This window comes from Tepidibacillus infernus (assembly GCF_048898065.1).
In the GTDB taxonomy this organism is placed as follows: Bacteria; Bacillota; Bacilli; order Tepidibacillales; family Tepidibacillaceae; genus Tepidibacillus_B; species Tepidibacillus_B infernus.
On sequence record NZ_JBLWFI010000001.1, the window covers coordinates 2,319,424 to 2,333,664 of the forward strand.

Here is a 14,241-nt window from a genome sequence, read left to right on the forward strand (position 1 = left end):
AGTTTCTTGATGTAGTAATCTTGTTTACCATTTTCAACATGTTCAAAAATTTTTTTAAAATTTATGGGTGAAACCCATTTACCAAATGACGAAATTAGTGTATTCTTGTCCATAATGTGGTCCTTTACTATTGGATTTGGACAGGAATCACCTGTACTTCCATTGTAAAGGATTTTTTTGTTGTATGGACAATTTTTGAAGATTGCTATTATTTTGAATCATCAGATTTAATTAATGCAACGCTAGTGATTCAAGCTAAACCATTAATTTAAATTCTATTATTCTTTATTTTAATCTATTTGTTTATTTAAACAACTAATAATTTAGTTTTTAAGACCTAAATTTATCGTCTTTAGTTGACATTCTTCTACATAAATATACAATATAGGTAAGATTATAGTAATTTTAAATTTTTTTAATCTTATTATCTCAACTTTTTATCTCAACTTTCGCATAGCGATATCTAATGTGAAACCTTAAGCCGTAATGCTTAAATAATTATCATATATAACTCTTGAAAAACCTAAATATAATGAAAAACACCTCATGATCATGCAACAAATACATTTTACAAAGGTTTAGAATGCTAACACTTGGATGGACAGATGGCCAAACCTTTATTCCTATAGAATCATCTTATGTCTAGATGGATAGTTTGGTCATACCACAATTGTCTTCTCTCGTTACATTTTACTCGCATGGCAACACCGTTGTAGTAAAGATTTAAGGACGCTTGGTGGAATCTTTTATGAATTTTGTAATGAAATAGGTGAATAAAATTAGGCAATAACACTACAACAATGATTTGAACCAATTGAAGATATTTCAAAAAATCAAATCGTAAAATAACTAAATCGATTAAAAATCAACTACAGCAACGCAGGTTTACCCAATTATATAAAGGCTTACCTGCCTATTTAAGCATGCGAAAGTTAAATTATTATTTAAGAGGAGATGAAAGTATGACCAAGGACACAAAAAATAAATCTATCGGTTGGTTGAAAGGTGTCCTATCTAATCAAAGCCAATCGGATCAAAGTAGTAAAGAAGAACTAGTTACAACTGCTATATTTGAAGAACAATCTAGTAATATGGAAGAGCCTGAACAATCAGATATTCCTAGCAATAAGCAGTTATTTTTAAAAGATAATCAGGATAAAGTATCGCTAGATTTAATAGTTTCTGTGGAAAATATGCTAAGTGACCGGCAATTACTTCTTTATAAAAATAAAGCTCTTGAAGACCAATTATATAATGCGAATGAAACAATTAGTCGTTTAAAGCATGACATTGCAAAGAAAGAGCAACTTTTACAGGACAAGAATCAGGAAATTAGCGTATTAGAAAGCAATCTTACAAACAAACAAATGAGCTACGATCAACTTCTTGAAGATTATAAAGACTTTCAATATACTTCAAAACAAGAATTTGATAAAATTTCAAGTCAACTTGAAAAAGAGATTATTAAATATAACAAACTTAATGAAAAATCTACTTACACTGAATATCAAAATATGTTAAAAATCAAAGAACTTGAAGAGAAAATTAGTCATCTAGAAGTTGAAAATCAAAAGTACATAGAACAATATCAAAGAATTCTTGGTGAAAAGAATCAATTAATAGAGACCATTAATGATTTTACAGAGCGGATGTCATTCTCTTTTTCCCCAAAGAAAACTGCATCTACGACTCTATCGGAGTAAACAGGCACCTACAATCTAGTCACGACTAGAGAAAGGGGGTACCCATGTCAGTTTACCATGGAAAACTACTTGAATTATTATCAATCGATAGAAAATCTGATAAATCTTTTTTACGAGTAAGATTATCATTTGAACAAGAAGTTGAACTACTTTGGGAAATTGACCATGATACAGCTGAGAATTTGAAAGTAGTGACTGTATTTGGAGGGAATTATAAATACAGATTGGCCCTTTATGGCTTCTGGGATTCAATTAGAAAGCAAAACGTAAGTTATGTAACAAGAACCTATCGAGATCAAAGCGATAGGATCTATTTTCTATGCTCCGAAGAATATGTAAAAGAATTAAACTTTATTAAATGTATCCAACAAATAAATCAAGTTCACACTTTACCATTCTTATATCCAAATCTACCAATTAGTGAACTAGAACTAAAACGAGAAGAAGTAAATTCTAATAGATATAATCGAAAGTTTGCATGGATAGCTGTTACCATGCTCAGTATCATATCCACTATTCTATTCGGATATTCAGGTCATGCTAATATAAATAAGACTGGATTTGATGAAAAAACACCTAAAAAAGCAGAACTTGTGGTTAATGAAGTTGATTTGAATCAAAAAGATAAAGAGAAACCATCTGCTAGTGAACAAGCAGAAATTGATTCTTCTATTCAACCTAGCATTCCTTTTATAGAACTAAATAAGGTAATAAACTACAGTATTCCAGAAGGCTACGTTTCCCTTACCTTCGATGACGGTCCATCTAAATATACAAAGGAAATTATTGATGTATTAAAGAAGTATCAGGTTGGTGGTACATTCTTCTTTATTGGACTTAATGCGAAGAAATATCCTGACTATGTTAAATATGTTAACTCAAACGGTTACTCTATTGGTAATCATTCTTTGAACCATACAAATTTCACGAATCTCTCCTATGAAAAGCAAGAAATTAATCTAATAAAAGCAAATCAAATAATTGAAGAAATTATTCCAGATACTGTCGTTCTCTTTAGACCACCCTTCGGAGCTAAAAATGAATTAACCATAGATTTAATAAATAAAAACCATAAAAAGATGGTACTTTGGAATAAGGATACGGAAGATTGGAAAGACAATAATCCCGATGAAATTCTTAATTATATACATAACTCTAAAGCATCTGGGTCTATTATCCTTCTCCATGAATCTCAAGCTGTTATAGATGCTTTGCCAAAGATCATTGAATATTTGCAAGGGAAGGATTTAAAAATTGTGAGTTTGAGATAAAAAATATTTAAAATATACATAATAACTGTTCCATTCGGACTATTAAAAAAGTCCTAATTTTTTTATATTTTTAAAGGGAATTAACAAAATTCGTCGAATAATACCCTGTTATCATTTTTAAAAGGGGAGCTAAGTAGAAATTGAGGAGAAAAAAGAAGAAATCAAATTTATTTACTATTTTAATTTTATCTAATACTGATAAGCCTGTAATACGTTTGAAATTACCGAAAGTAAGTATCTATATAATGTTTTTATTTGTATTCATTGCTATAGTAATTCTATTTTATGTTTTTAATATAAATAATCAACTACAACAAGAGAATGTCTTGCTATCTAATAATCTTAATATTCAAACAAACAAAATAGATGAGTTACAAGAAAAAATAAAAACTATGGAAGACACTACAACTAAAGCCCAAATCAAAATAAATGAACTTGAAGAAATTGAATCCCAAATGAAAGAATACATGATGGAACTGTCTGATAATATGGACCCACGTGGGGGGATTAGTATACCGATTCCCGAGATAGAATTTGAAAATACTCAAGAAGAACCTATAAATTCTGATTTACTTTCTATTAAATTAATTGAAAGGTATAAACAAGCCATTGCTGAGATGGAAAGAACAAACAACAAATTAAAGCAGCTTCCAACTGCTTGGCCAGCAAGTACTAATACCATTACATCAAGATTCGGTATACGTAAAGACCCATTTACTAATGTATCTTCTTTCCATACTGGAATTGATCTTGCAGGGCCTACGGGAAATCCTGTTTATGCAGGCGCAGACGGTAAAGTAATTTTAGCCGAATATTATGGCGGATACGGCAAAACAATTATTATTCGTCATTCAAATACGTATAAAACACTTTACGGCCATCTTTCAGAAATAAAGGTTAAACAAGGAGACTCAGTAAAAAAGGGAGAAATTATAGGTTTAATTGGAAATACTGGACGAAGTAGTGGCCCACACCTCCATTATGAAGTGTTTAAAAATGGAAAACCTATTGATCCATATCCTTATATGAATTTTTTAAAACATAACGAAGAAAAACTTTAACATTCTCCCAGGAAAGGAAGCTGTATATGTTTAAAGTAAAAAATGATAAAGCCTTTGAGATCAACACTATTATTGGTTCAGAAACTATCATTGAAGGAAAGATAAAACTTGAAGGAAGTATACGTATTGATGGGAAAATCTATGGGGAAGTTGATAGTACTGGTGACATTTTCATCGGAAAAGAAGGCTATGTTGAACCATCTATTAAAGGAAAAAACATAATCATTGCTGGTGAAGTAAAAGGGAACTTATATACTTCTGGAAAAGTACATATTCAACCAAGTGGTAAGTTAACTGGAAGCGCAACAACAGAAGGAATTATCATCGATGATGGAGGAATATTTAACGGAGAAAGCATTATGGTTCAAAGCGACACTCAACCCTTAGCGAATAAAAAGAAAGCTGCTATAAAAACTAATAATGAGGTGGTAAATGAATGAGAAGTTGAAAGCCTTTTCTGGAATAAAAAAGATTTTACAATCAAAAATTCATAAAAACAAAACAAAAAAAATTAATTCGATCACAAATAAATTATTGTTTTCGAGAAAATAATACGCCATCTTGAAAACGTAAGAAGGGAATTAGACCGTTTGTTTCACCAAATATTTTCCAACATTTTAGATAGATTCCCAAGATTTTGGCACACCAAGAATTGATGTTGATTTCCATTAAATAATTTTAAGGCTACCTCATATGAGTCGTTATTTAACGACGTTTTGAGATAGCCTCTCTTTTTTCAATTGTTTGATTTATAGTTTCACGACATGCTGAAAGTAATTTCTTCCCCTACCTAAGAAGCGGGTTGGGTTAAATTGGCAATAATGCAACGGATTCCCTCGCTTCAAGAAATTCAATCATTTCATTCCACGACTTCGGCTTGTTTGATAAGACGGAATAATAACGTTTCAAAAACTTCACGACAAGAGCCGTTTGCAATTTATCCATGTTATCATCTGTTGGAAGAAAACAAAGGTCAAGCCCTGTTACGGCTTCTCCATCATTGTTCCAGGATGGGTGGACATAAGCGAAATCGAGGCGCTTATATCCAAGGTGAGACAATACCTCCCTACGAACATAGGGATCCATGGTTTTAACCCCGCCAAATTCATAATGCTCGATTCGATAGGGATCATAAATTTCGGCAAACATACCATATAATTGCTTTCCATTTGCCGCAGCCAAGGAGTTCAAATCCTCCAACCTCTTTTGAACTAAAAATCGGCCAATACTAAGTCCTGCTTGGCCAATAATCGTAAAATCTGTCATCGCCACATTATAATCCTCGTAATAGCGATATTCCGTTGCACCGACTACATTCCCTTCGTGAACAGCAACAAACACACGAATTCCCGGATCTTCCAAAGGCTCCTTCCACAGATCGAATTCCAATACTTCTTCGGGAGGAAAAACATGTTGCATCAATTGATGCATTTTTTTAAACAAAGGATCTTCAATACTCGTAATTCTGCGATATTCCATTTCATCATTCTCCTTATTAAAATTTAGGTGTATAAAAAGGATTTTTCCATTCCATCAGTGCTGCATAATTAAAAGATTCTTCATCCTCTAAATAGTTAGCCACCACTTTAACAGGAGTGCGGCCGCATCGAAGCAGGAAGGTAATAACAGGATCCTTCAATTCTCCTTTTACGACAGCTTCGAGGTATTGTTCCGCCGTCATCTCATCAGCTTTTTTATGATAGCCAGGCATTCTACCTCCGCCTAGCAGACGTTCCAATCCCAATTGAACAACGACTTCATACATGGATAGCATCAGCCATTTCCCCAGCCCTAATTTACGATAAGCAGGGCGCACACCAATATCAACGACATAAAGCGTATTCCCGTTCGGATTATGGTTACGAATATATCCATTATCTGTGATCTCTTCCCATGTATGTTCCGGATGGTTAGGGTCAAAATCAACAATTAATCCTGTCATTGATCCCGCAATTTCACCATCAACCTCCACACATAAAGCACCCTCTGGAAAGAGCGTAACATGGTTTTTCAGTTGTTCCGTGTTCCACCATAAATCAGACGGGAATGGTGGTGGAAAACTTTCCTGCTGGATGCGGATTAATCCAGAAAAGTCCTTTTCTTCATAATTTCGGATGACCGCCGGAATAGGTTGATCTTGGTCAAAAACATAGATCTCTTTTCGATACATTCTTCTACCTCCTCTTAAAGCAACTAGCCTCTCCTTATTTCCAATCTGGATAGAGATCGATACGTCGATCACGCCAGGTGGTGACGGATCCGCTTTCACGAACTTGATATAACAATTCTAAATCCAGATCTGCGGTGACAATCATATCCTGATTGATTTCTCCTTCGACTAAGATGCCTCGAGGCGGGAACGGGATATCGTTAGGTGTAATAATCGCTGCTTGACCGTAATTCGCTCGCATAAAGTCAACTGTGGGAAGAGAACCCACTGTACCTGTGGTGACAACATAGACTTGGTTTTCTACCGCCCTCGCATGGCTGGTGTAACGGACACGATGGAATCCATGTTGATCATCAGTACAAGAAGGAACGAAAATTACATCAGCTCCCTTAGCCTTTGCCATTCGAACGATTTCTGGAAATTCGATATCATAACAAGTTAAAATGGCGATAGTTCCCTTGTCGGTCTCGAACACTTGTAGGCCATCGCCAGGAGACATGTTCCATTCCTTTACTTCTGTCGGAGTGATATGAAGCTTTGGCTGTTCGGCAACTCTTCCGTCTGGATAGAATAAATGAGCAACGTTGTATAATCGGTCACCCTTACGGATCACATGGGTTCCCCCGATAATGTGCATCTTTGTTTGCTTCGCAAAAGATGAAAATAAATCCTGGTACTGCTCGGTGAAATCGGGTAATTCATTGATGGTTAAGGCTTTTCCTTGATTGTTACCGATAGACATCAATTGAGTTGTAAAAAACTCGGGGAATAAAACAAACTCAGCGCCGAATTCCTCAGCTGTTTTAATATAATGCTCAGATTGCTTAGCGAAATCTTCAAACGAATGTATGGTATGAAGGTGATATTGTACTGCTGACACTCTTATTTTCATTAGTTCCTTCCTCCTATGGTTTAGAGTCAAATAATTCGGAGAGTGCGAAAGGTCATAGTTCATTTTATATTATAAAAAGCCTGGAATGTTTATCAATCCTCACTGTTTAATTGCTATTAATGTAGATCAGGTTGCATCGTGAAAAACCAGTGAAAAAATGTCAATAATCATTCATATTTAATTCAGATAAGGCTTCATTCTTCCGCAAGATATCCAAAAAAACCTCCATGGCTTTTGTATGAAATTGTGTGGCTTGCGTGATTAACGAAAATTTGCGGGAAACGGGAAGTCCATTTATTTTTAACATCTTTAAAGTACCCAGTGAGATTTCTTTTCGAACAGCCCAGTGTGAAAGTAATGTGATACCTAAACCCTCTTTTACAGATTCTTTAATAATTTGAGTACTGCCAAATTCCATGATGTTATGCGGATGAAGCTGGAATTTGGCAAACATTTTTTCGGTTGCCTCGCGTGTCCCTGAACCTTCTTCTCGGACAATCCATGTTTCTTTACTTAATTCCGATATTTGTATTTCCTTTCGATTCGCAAATCGATGGTTGGCTGAGATAATGATAAACATGAGATCCTCTGCAATTGGTTCAATATGTAGCTTCTCATGTTTAAAGTTCCCTTCTACAATTCCAATATCCAATTGATGACTGGCGACCAGTTCCGCGATTTCTTTTGTATTGCCAATGGTAATGGTTGGCTTGATCAATGGATATTGCTCGCGCAAGTGTGCAATAATGTGGGGAAGTACATATTCACCATATGTAGAACTTGCCCCTATTGGTAAATTCCCACTAGCAGTATGCATTAAATCATCCACCAGACACTGCATTCGAGTATAGAGTCCCAATATTTCTTTTGCGTGATGGTACACAATTTCTCCTGCTTTATTTAATCGTACATATTTATTGTTTCGTTCCAAAAGTTTCGTCCCAACCATTCGTTCAAATGTTTGAATGTATTGACTGACTGCTGGTTGGGTCATGTGCAATTCTTCTGCCGCACGTGTGAAATTCTCCTTTTCTGCTACGGTAACAAAAACAAGTAACGATTGATCCAATATGACTTCCCCCCCACCGATTTTAAAAATACTCAATATTTATTATACCATTTTACTTATTATTATCATCATAATGATTTATTTTCCTTATCTCAAGATGCACATTATCATGGAACTGTAAAGAATAATGGAGGTGATGGAATGGCTCAAGTAAAAAACAGCGTGCCATTAACAGTTGGGGCCAGAATATCAAAGGTAGATCTAAACAAGTTAAATTTATGGATGGGCGGAATTGCTTTTACGTTTGTCATTGCTTTTATGGGTTATGGGCTAGCAAAGGTACCAGGGTTTGATCATGTTGGTCAACTCGCATCTGCGATCATCATTGCTGTTGTGTATCGTCAAATTTTTGGATATCCAGAACCTATACGTCCTGGGATCCAATTTTCAGCAAAAAAATTATTACGGCTTGCCATTATCTTGTTTGGTTTAAAGCTAAATATCGACATTGTTATTCATCAGGGACTTGGTTTGCTTGTACGTGATGTCGGAACGATTGTTTTCTCCATTTTCCTGACGGTTTTATTAGCGAAATGGTTAAAAGCCGATTCGTCCTTATCCCTTCTTCTTGGAATCGGTACAGGGGTTTGCGGTGCAGCTGCCATTGCTGCAGTATCCCCTATTCTAAAAGCTAAAGATGAAGATACAGCGATTGGAGCCGGGATTATTGCCTTAGTAGGTACTGTATTTGCCATCGCATACACCATTTTAAGACCTTTTATCGACTTAACGGGCATTCAATACGGTATCTGGTCGGGTGTAAGCTTACACGAGATTGCGCATGTTGCATTAGCGGCGGCTCCTGCTGGTCAAGACGCATTGGCAATTGGCTTATTGGCAAAATTGGGGCGGGTCTTCCTACTTGTTCCACTCAGTTTTATCTTGATGTATTGGATGAAACGTAGAGGGAAAGAACAATCAGACACAAAAATCGAGTTCCCTTGGTTCTTGATTGGATTTATCGTAATGAGTTTCTTCGGCAGCTATGTTCTTGGCAAACATCTATACGTTCCGAAGACTGTGATGAACGATGTAGCGGATTTTACAACATTTGTTTTAACCATGGCAATGGTGGGACTCGGGGTAAATGTAAGCCTTAAAGATCTCCGAACGAAAGCATTGCGACCGCTTATTGCTATGTCGATTACGTCGGTCGTTCTATCCTTCTTAACGTTTGTTGCCATGTAATTGGTTTTTATACAACGAATGAGAGGGTGGTTATAAATGAAAAGAATTTTATTTGCAACTGATGGTTCGGAATACTCTGAACATGCGGCACGGATGACAGGGGAATTTTTAGACGCTTGGCCTGAAGCAACTGCTATTGTTTTATACGTCACTGCCAAAGAAAATTATGCTTATGACTTAGTGCCTGATGTAGTCGATCGCTATGAAGAACACCTTGCGCAACAAATTCAAACCGATGTTATGGAACGCTTATTTGACAAATGGCAAAATCGTGTTCAATTCTTGCATCTTACGGGGCATCCGAGCATTACAATCTGTGAGGTTGCCAAAAAAAAGCAGGCAGATTTAATTGTTGTAGGAAGTCATGGGAGAGGCATGGTTGATCGTGCCTTATTAGGCAGTGTTTCACAAGGTGTTTTGCACCGTTCACATATTCCTGTCCTTGTTGTAAGGAAATAAAATGTAAAAGGGAGATGTTATTTATGAAACGCCCAAAAATTACAATTGTCGGTGCTGGGAATGTTGGAGCTACACTTGCACACTTAACTTTATTAAAAAAATTAGGTGATGTTGTACTTATTGATATTGCGGAAGGTATTCCTCAAGGGAAGGCACTTGATATGCAAGAATCGGCTCCTGTTGAATCTTTGAGCGCAAATATACTTGGCACGAATGACTACCAAAATACAAAGGATTCGGATATGATTGTGATCACTGCAGGAATCGCAAGAAAACCTGGAATGAGCCGTGATGATTTACTTGAAACTAACATCAAAGTGGTTCGGCAAGTCGTGCAACAATCCGCACCATTGTCGCCAAACGCATTTCTGATTTTAGTCACCAATCCATCGGATGTCATGGCACAAGTTGCACTTCAAGAAAGTGGTTTTGCCCCTGAAAAAGTAATCGGACTTGGAGGCGTTCTGGATTCTGCTCGTTTTAGAACCTTTATTGCTCAAGAACTTGGAGTGTCCTATCGAGATGTGACCGCATTTGTACTCGGTGGTCATGGCGATGATATGGTTCCGCTAGCTCGCTACTCCTATGCAGGCGGAATTCCTATCGAGACGTTACTTACCAAAGAGAAGATAGACAGCCTAGTTGAGCGGACGCGTTTTGGTGGCGGAGAAATCGTGAACCTATTGAAAACAGGAAGTGCCTATTATGCTCCTGGTTCATCGATCGTATCTATGATGGAAGCCATTTTACTTGATGAAAAACGAATTATGCCTGTTTCCGCATTTGTAAATGGCAAATACGGAGTAGATGGTTTGTTTCTAGGAGTCCCTGTAGTGCTTGGCGCAAAAGGCGTTGAACAAGTGCTTGAGATTCAATTAACGGAAGAAGAACATAAAGGGCTCATGAAATCGGCAGAAGGGGTTAAACGATTACTTAAACAAATGTAACATAGTTGATACAAAGAGACTAGTTGCCTGACCATGGTTAGGAACTAGTCTTTTTGTATTGGAATATTGTAATAAGCAAAAAGCCGTACATTTTGTACGACAAATTTTATAAGCCTTCATATACCTGGCCTCTATTTCCGATATCTATAACCAGTATTATAAGTTTCTTATCATTCTTAGTAAAAAAGACTCTGATATCTCCAATTCTAAGTCTATAATATTCATTACCTTTTAACTTCTTTACGTCACCCTTAGGTAATCCATAAATGGCAGATAAAATTCTCTTTCTTTGTTGAGTATCCTGTTTATTAATAAAACTTCAATGCATTTTTGTTTATGACAATTTTATAGTTCTGATTCATTAATACCTAACTCCTTCAGAACTTCTTCCATACTGACAAATTCAAATTTTTCTGGACTTTGTACTTATTTATGATACGGTTCACCTCTATTGATCTTAAACGCTCTATACACCTGTTCCAACAATATCAACCTCATCAATTGGTGGGGGAATGTCATTTTGGAAAAGGACAATAACATATTCGCTCGGTCATACACTTCTTTGGACAAGCCTAAGGAACCGCCGATCACAAAAACAATATGGCTTTTGCCATAGGTCATGAGCTGGTCTATTTCTTTTGCTAGCTGTTCGGAGTTTAGCATTTTGCCTTCAATGCCTAAGGCCACTACATAATCATCTTGCTTTATATTAGCAAGAATCCGTTCTCCTTCTTTTTGTTTTACCTGTTCCATTTCTGCTTCACTTAAGTTTTCTGGCGCTTTCTCATCGGCTAATTCGATGATTTGAACCTTGGTATATGCGGATAATCGTTTTTTATACTCTTCAATCCCTTGGATCAAATATTTTTCCTTTAACTTGCCAATACCGATAACCGTAATTTGCATACTCCAACATACCTCCAATCTTCCAACATTATATCCAAGCTAGTTCCGTAAGATAAACTTACATGTCAGAAAATATCCATAAAAAAACGCAAAGTCTGTCATTAGACTTTGCTGTTTTACTTTATCTCGTTTGTTCTTGAGCAGATTTACCTTCGATTCTGATCAGGGACTTCTGTTAAGGTTAATTCTATCGATTGTAGGTTGCCATCTCGATAGAAGCTAACCTTCATTTTGTCCCCTACTTTTTTCTGTTTATATAAAAACTTACGTAAATCACTAGAGCTATTAATCGGCTGGTCATCTAATTTCACGATCACATCTAATCGTTTTAATCCAGCTAAGTAAGCAGGACCAAATCGGCTTACATCATATATCACTATTCCATCATTTACAGATTCAGGTAATTTCAATACATTTACTCGGTCTGCTTGTGACACAGAGTGAAGATCAATTTGGGTAATTCCCATATATGGACGTTTCACTTTTCCGTATTGAATCAATTGGTCAATGATAGGTTTGGCCTCGCTGATTGGAATCGCAAAGCCTAACCCTTCTACACCACTTTCAGCGATTTTGGCACTATTGATGCCAATCACATCTCCATTGATATTTAAGAGTGCTCCACCACTGTTTCCAGGGTTAATCGCAGCATCTGTTTGAATAACGTCTGTTTCCCAATCGGGTTGTCCATCTCCATCTAAATCTTTATCAATGGTACGGTTTGGTGAGCTAACGACCCCAACTGTTACAGATTGAGAGAATTTAAGACCTAGTGGGTTACCGATTGCAATCGCTGGTTCTCCTGCTTTTAAGTTTGTTGAATCGCCAAAGGTTGCAACCGCATCTGCATATTTTTCATCAATAGAAATGACAGCCAAGTCTGTTAATTCATCTGCTCCCAAGACTTTTGCAGGAACTCTTTTTCCATCTGCAAGGGCAACCTCTACATTATTGGCCCCTTCAATCACATGGTTATTCGTGACGATATAAGCCTTCCCACTACGTTTATCAAAAACAACACCTGACCCAACCCCTGCTTCCACACTTTTTGTTATATTTGTCCAGAAGTTAGTTTGTTTTTGAATATTTACAACGCCAACTACAGCTGGCTTTACTTTCTCCGTTGCATCAACAATGGCAGAATTGACATCAACTTGAATTTGTTTGCCACTGGTTACATTGGTTGGCGTTTGATTATTGATTGTTTGTGATGGAGGATTTACTCCTCCCTTAGGTGTCAAATCAATAATTCCTGAATTCACAAAAGTAGGCATCAACATCAGTACGATAAGTCCACCGATAATTGCAGAAACAAAAGCCGTTAATAAATTCGATCTATCATTTTTTCTCCTTCTTTTTTGGCTATAAAAATCCTCATCATTAAAATCCATTTTTCTCACCATCCTTGATATTTTCCATTATTTCTATAGTACTATTTTTATACGAGATTGACCATCACATGTAGTCTATTTTCCTAGGAAGTAGGTAATAATGATCAATATATCTTAGAAAACGAAAATGAGGATAGGAGTGTTTCATTTGAATAAGACTTATTTTTTGCCAAAAGATGTCGATATAATAGCACAACTTGCTGATTTAAAAGAAATCGATTATAAAAATATGCTTGTTTTAACAGCCCTTATTGAATTGCTTATCGAAAAAGGTTTGATTTCTCGCCAAGAGGTTCTTCATAAAACACATCAATTAGAGACTGATTTAATCCTAGAAGATTTACTTTAATCCAACCTTTTCTTTTTTGGATATGATTTTCTCTAATGCAGTTGGTCCATTAAAATAGGTGTCCATCAATTGTACATCTTGTTCTGTAATTCCATAGTCTTCGAGAATATTCTTTACGGTTAATTTAGCTAATTCAGGTAAATTATTTTCTCTACTTAAATGGGCTAAATATACTTTTTGGGTATCTCCTGATATGATCTCAGATAATGCTTCACCTGATGCTTCGTTAGATAAATGCCCAACATCACTTAAAATTCTTTGTTTGATACTCCAAGGATAAGAAGACATTCTTAGCATTTCTACATCATGATTCGCTTCAAAAATCAATGCATCGGAGCCGGCAATTTTTTGTTTAATCTTTTGACTCACATAACCAAGGTCTGTAACGACACTTACTTGAAATTCATCTTGACGAAAAAGGTAACCAACTGGCTCCGCAGCATCATGGGAAATGGCGAAAGATTCAATTTGTAAATCAGCAAAATCTCTCACCGCTCCTGTTTCAAATATGTATTTGCTTTCCTCCTCTATTTTCCCAACATGGGTTGGTAAATGGGCAAATGTTTTTTCATTGGCATATAAGGGGATACTGTGCTTTCGTGCAAGCACACCAATTCCTTTAATATGATCATCATGTTCATGGGTAATCAAAATCCCATCAATTTTTTTGGGATCAACGCCTATTTTTCCTAACCCCTCTTCTATTTTTTTACCACTCAGTCCTGCATCAATCAGGAAATTGACGTTTTCAGTTCCAACATAAATTGAATTTCCAGTGCTGCCACTTGCTAAGACACTATATTTTATCAAAATAGACCCTCCGCTAATCTTTCTT

The 14,241-nt window shown here is 36.1% G+C and carries 16 protein-coding genes and 1 pseudogene; 9 read left to right on the top strand and 8 right to left on the bottom strand.

Annotated features, from left to right (window positions below; all coding sequences use genetic code 11):
• Positions 1 to 660: 660 nt before the first annotated feature.
• The 5 genes and pseudogenes from TEPIDINF_RS11570 to TEPIDINF_RS11590 form a co-directional block, all read left to right on the top strand.
• A pseudogene (locus TEPIDINF_RS11570) lies at positions 661 to 921 on the top strand (IS4 family transposase); the annotation flags it as partial.
• A gap of 41 nt (positions 922 to 962) precedes the next feature.
• Positions 963 to 1,703 (top strand): hypothetical protein, encoded by a 741-nt coding sequence (locus TEPIDINF_RS11575; RefSeq protein ID WP_068726845.1) that lies wholly within the window; start codon positions 963 to 965, stop codon positions 1,701 to 1,703.
• A gap of 44 nt (positions 1,704 to 1,747) precedes the next feature.
• Positions 1,748 to 2,974 carry a polysaccharide deacetylase family protein gene (locus TEPIDINF_RS11580; protein WP_421692046.1) on the top strand — a complete coding sequence of 409 codons (1,227 nt, stop codon included), beginning with the start codon at positions 1,748 to 1,750 and terminating at the stop codon, positions 2,972 to 2,974.
• 140 nt (positions 2,975 to 3,114) lie between these two features.
• Complete coding sequence (locus tag TEPIDINF_RS11585; protein ID WP_421692047.1) at positions 3,115 to 4,035, top strand: peptidoglycan DD-metalloendopeptidase family protein; 921 nt, start codon at positions 3,115 to 3,117, stop codon at positions 4,033 to 4,035.
• 26 nt (positions 4,036 to 4,061) lie between these two features.
• Entirely contained in the window at positions 4,062 to 4,475 is a 414-nt protein-coding gene (locus tag TEPIDINF_RS11590; RefSeq protein ID WP_421692048.1) for a bactofilin family protein, read from the top strand.
• 367 nt (positions 4,476 to 4,842) lie between these two features.
• Here the strand turns inward: TEPIDINF_RS11590 and TEPIDINF_RS11595 are convergent, their stop codons facing one another.
• The 4 genes from TEPIDINF_RS11595 to TEPIDINF_RS11610 all read right to left on the bottom strand — a co-directional run bounded on the left by TEPIDINF_RS11595 (position 4,843) and on the right by TEPIDINF_RS11610 (position 8,166).
• A complete protein-coding gene (locus TEPIDINF_RS11595) occupies positions 4,843 to 5,514 on the bottom strand; it encodes a GNAT family acetyltransferase (protein ID WP_069799084.1) in 672 nt (223 codons plus the stop codon).
• 16 nt (positions 5,515 to 5,530) lie between these two features.
• Positions 5,531 to 6,205, bottom strand: a complete 675-nt coding sequence (locus TEPIDINF_RS11600; RefSeq protein WP_068726856.1) for a GNAT family N-acetyltransferase — start codon at positions 6,203 to 6,205, stop codon at positions 5,531 to 5,533.
• A 34-nt stretch (positions 6,206 to 6,239) separates the two neighbouring features.
• The gene (locus tag TEPIDINF_RS11605) at positions 6,240 to 7,097 is read right to left on the bottom strand and encodes a carbon-nitrogen hydrolase family protein (RefSeq protein ID WP_421692049.1); all 858 of its coding nucleotides are present in this window, start codon (positions 7,095 to 7,097) and stop codon (positions 6,240 to 6,242) included.
• A 160-nt stretch (positions 7,098 to 7,257) separates the two neighbouring features.
• Positions 7,258 to 8,166, bottom strand: a complete 909-nt coding sequence (locus TEPIDINF_RS11610) for a LysR family transcriptional regulator (protein ID WP_069799080.1) — start codon at positions 8,164 to 8,166, stop codon at positions 7,258 to 7,260.
• Positions 8,167 to 8,307: 141 nt separating this feature from the next.
• On the opposite strand from TEPIDINF_RS11610, the gene TEPIDINF_RS11615 reads away from it, so the two are divergent.
• From TEPIDINF_RS11615 to mdh, 3 genes are read left to right on the top strand one after another with little or no spacing between them, the layout of a single operon-like run.
• On the top strand, positions 8,308 to 9,354 hold the full coding sequence (locus tag TEPIDINF_RS11615) for a YeiH family protein (RefSeq protein ID WP_421692050.1): 1,047 nt from the start codon (positions 8,308 to 8,310) through the stop codon (positions 9,352 to 9,354).
• A gap of 36 nt (positions 9,355 to 9,390) precedes the next feature.
• Positions 9,391 to 9,813, top strand: a complete 423-nt coding sequence (locus TEPIDINF_RS11620; RefSeq protein WP_069799076.1) for a universal stress protein — start codon at positions 9,391 to 9,393, stop codon at positions 9,811 to 9,813.
• A gap of 23 nt (positions 9,814 to 9,836) precedes the next feature.
• Positions 9,837 to 10,760 carry a malate dehydrogenase gene (gene mdh, locus TEPIDINF_RS11625; RefSeq protein ID WP_068726867.1) on the top strand — a complete coding sequence of 308 codons (924 nt, stop codon included), beginning with the start codon at positions 9,837 to 9,839 and terminating at the stop codon, positions 10,758 to 10,760.
• A gap of 106 nt (positions 10,761 to 10,866) precedes the next feature.
• On the opposite strand, the gene TEPIDINF_RS11630 is transcribed toward mdh, so the two are convergent.
• From TEPIDINF_RS11630 to TEPIDINF_RS11640, 3 genes are all read right to left on the bottom strand, one after another.
• A complete protein-coding gene (locus tag TEPIDINF_RS11630) occupies positions 10,867 to 11,073 on the bottom strand; it encodes a type II toxin-antitoxin system RelE family toxin (RefSeq protein ID WP_421692168.1) in 207 nt (68 codons plus the stop codon).
• Positions 11,074 to 11,186: 113 nt separating this feature from the next.
• Positions 11,187 to 11,666, bottom strand: coding sequence for a 23S rRNA (pseudouridine(1915)-N(3))-methyltransferase RlmH (gene rlmH / locus TEPIDINF_RS11635; RefSeq protein WP_421692051.1), 480 nt, complete (start codon positions 11,664 to 11,666; stop codon positions 11,187 to 11,189).
• A 146-nt stretch (positions 11,667 to 11,812) separates the two neighbouring features.
• Positions 11,813 to 13,057 (bottom strand): S1C family serine protease, encoded by a 1,245-nt coding sequence (locus TEPIDINF_RS11640; RefSeq protein ID WP_068726876.1) that lies wholly within the window; start codon positions 13,055 to 13,057, stop codon positions 11,813 to 11,815.
• Between the two features lie 148 nt (positions 13,058 to 13,205).
• Between TEPIDINF_RS11640 and TEPIDINF_RS11645 the strand changes: the two genes are divergently transcribed.
• Positions 13,206 to 13,406, top strand: coding sequence for a hypothetical protein (locus TEPIDINF_RS11645; RefSeq protein WP_235589119.1), 201 nt, complete (start codon positions 13,206 to 13,208; stop codon positions 13,404 to 13,406).
• Here the strand turns inward: TEPIDINF_RS11645 and TEPIDINF_RS11650 are convergent.
• On the bottom strand, positions 13,398 to 14,213 hold the full coding sequence (locus tag TEPIDINF_RS11650; RefSeq protein ID WP_069799152.1) for an MBL fold metallo-hydrolase: 816 nt from the start codon (positions 14,211 to 14,213) through the stop codon (positions 13,398 to 13,400). The genes TEPIDINF_RS11645 and TEPIDINF_RS11650 overlap by 9 nt on opposite strands.
• Positions 14,214 to 14,241: the final 28 nt, after the last annotated feature.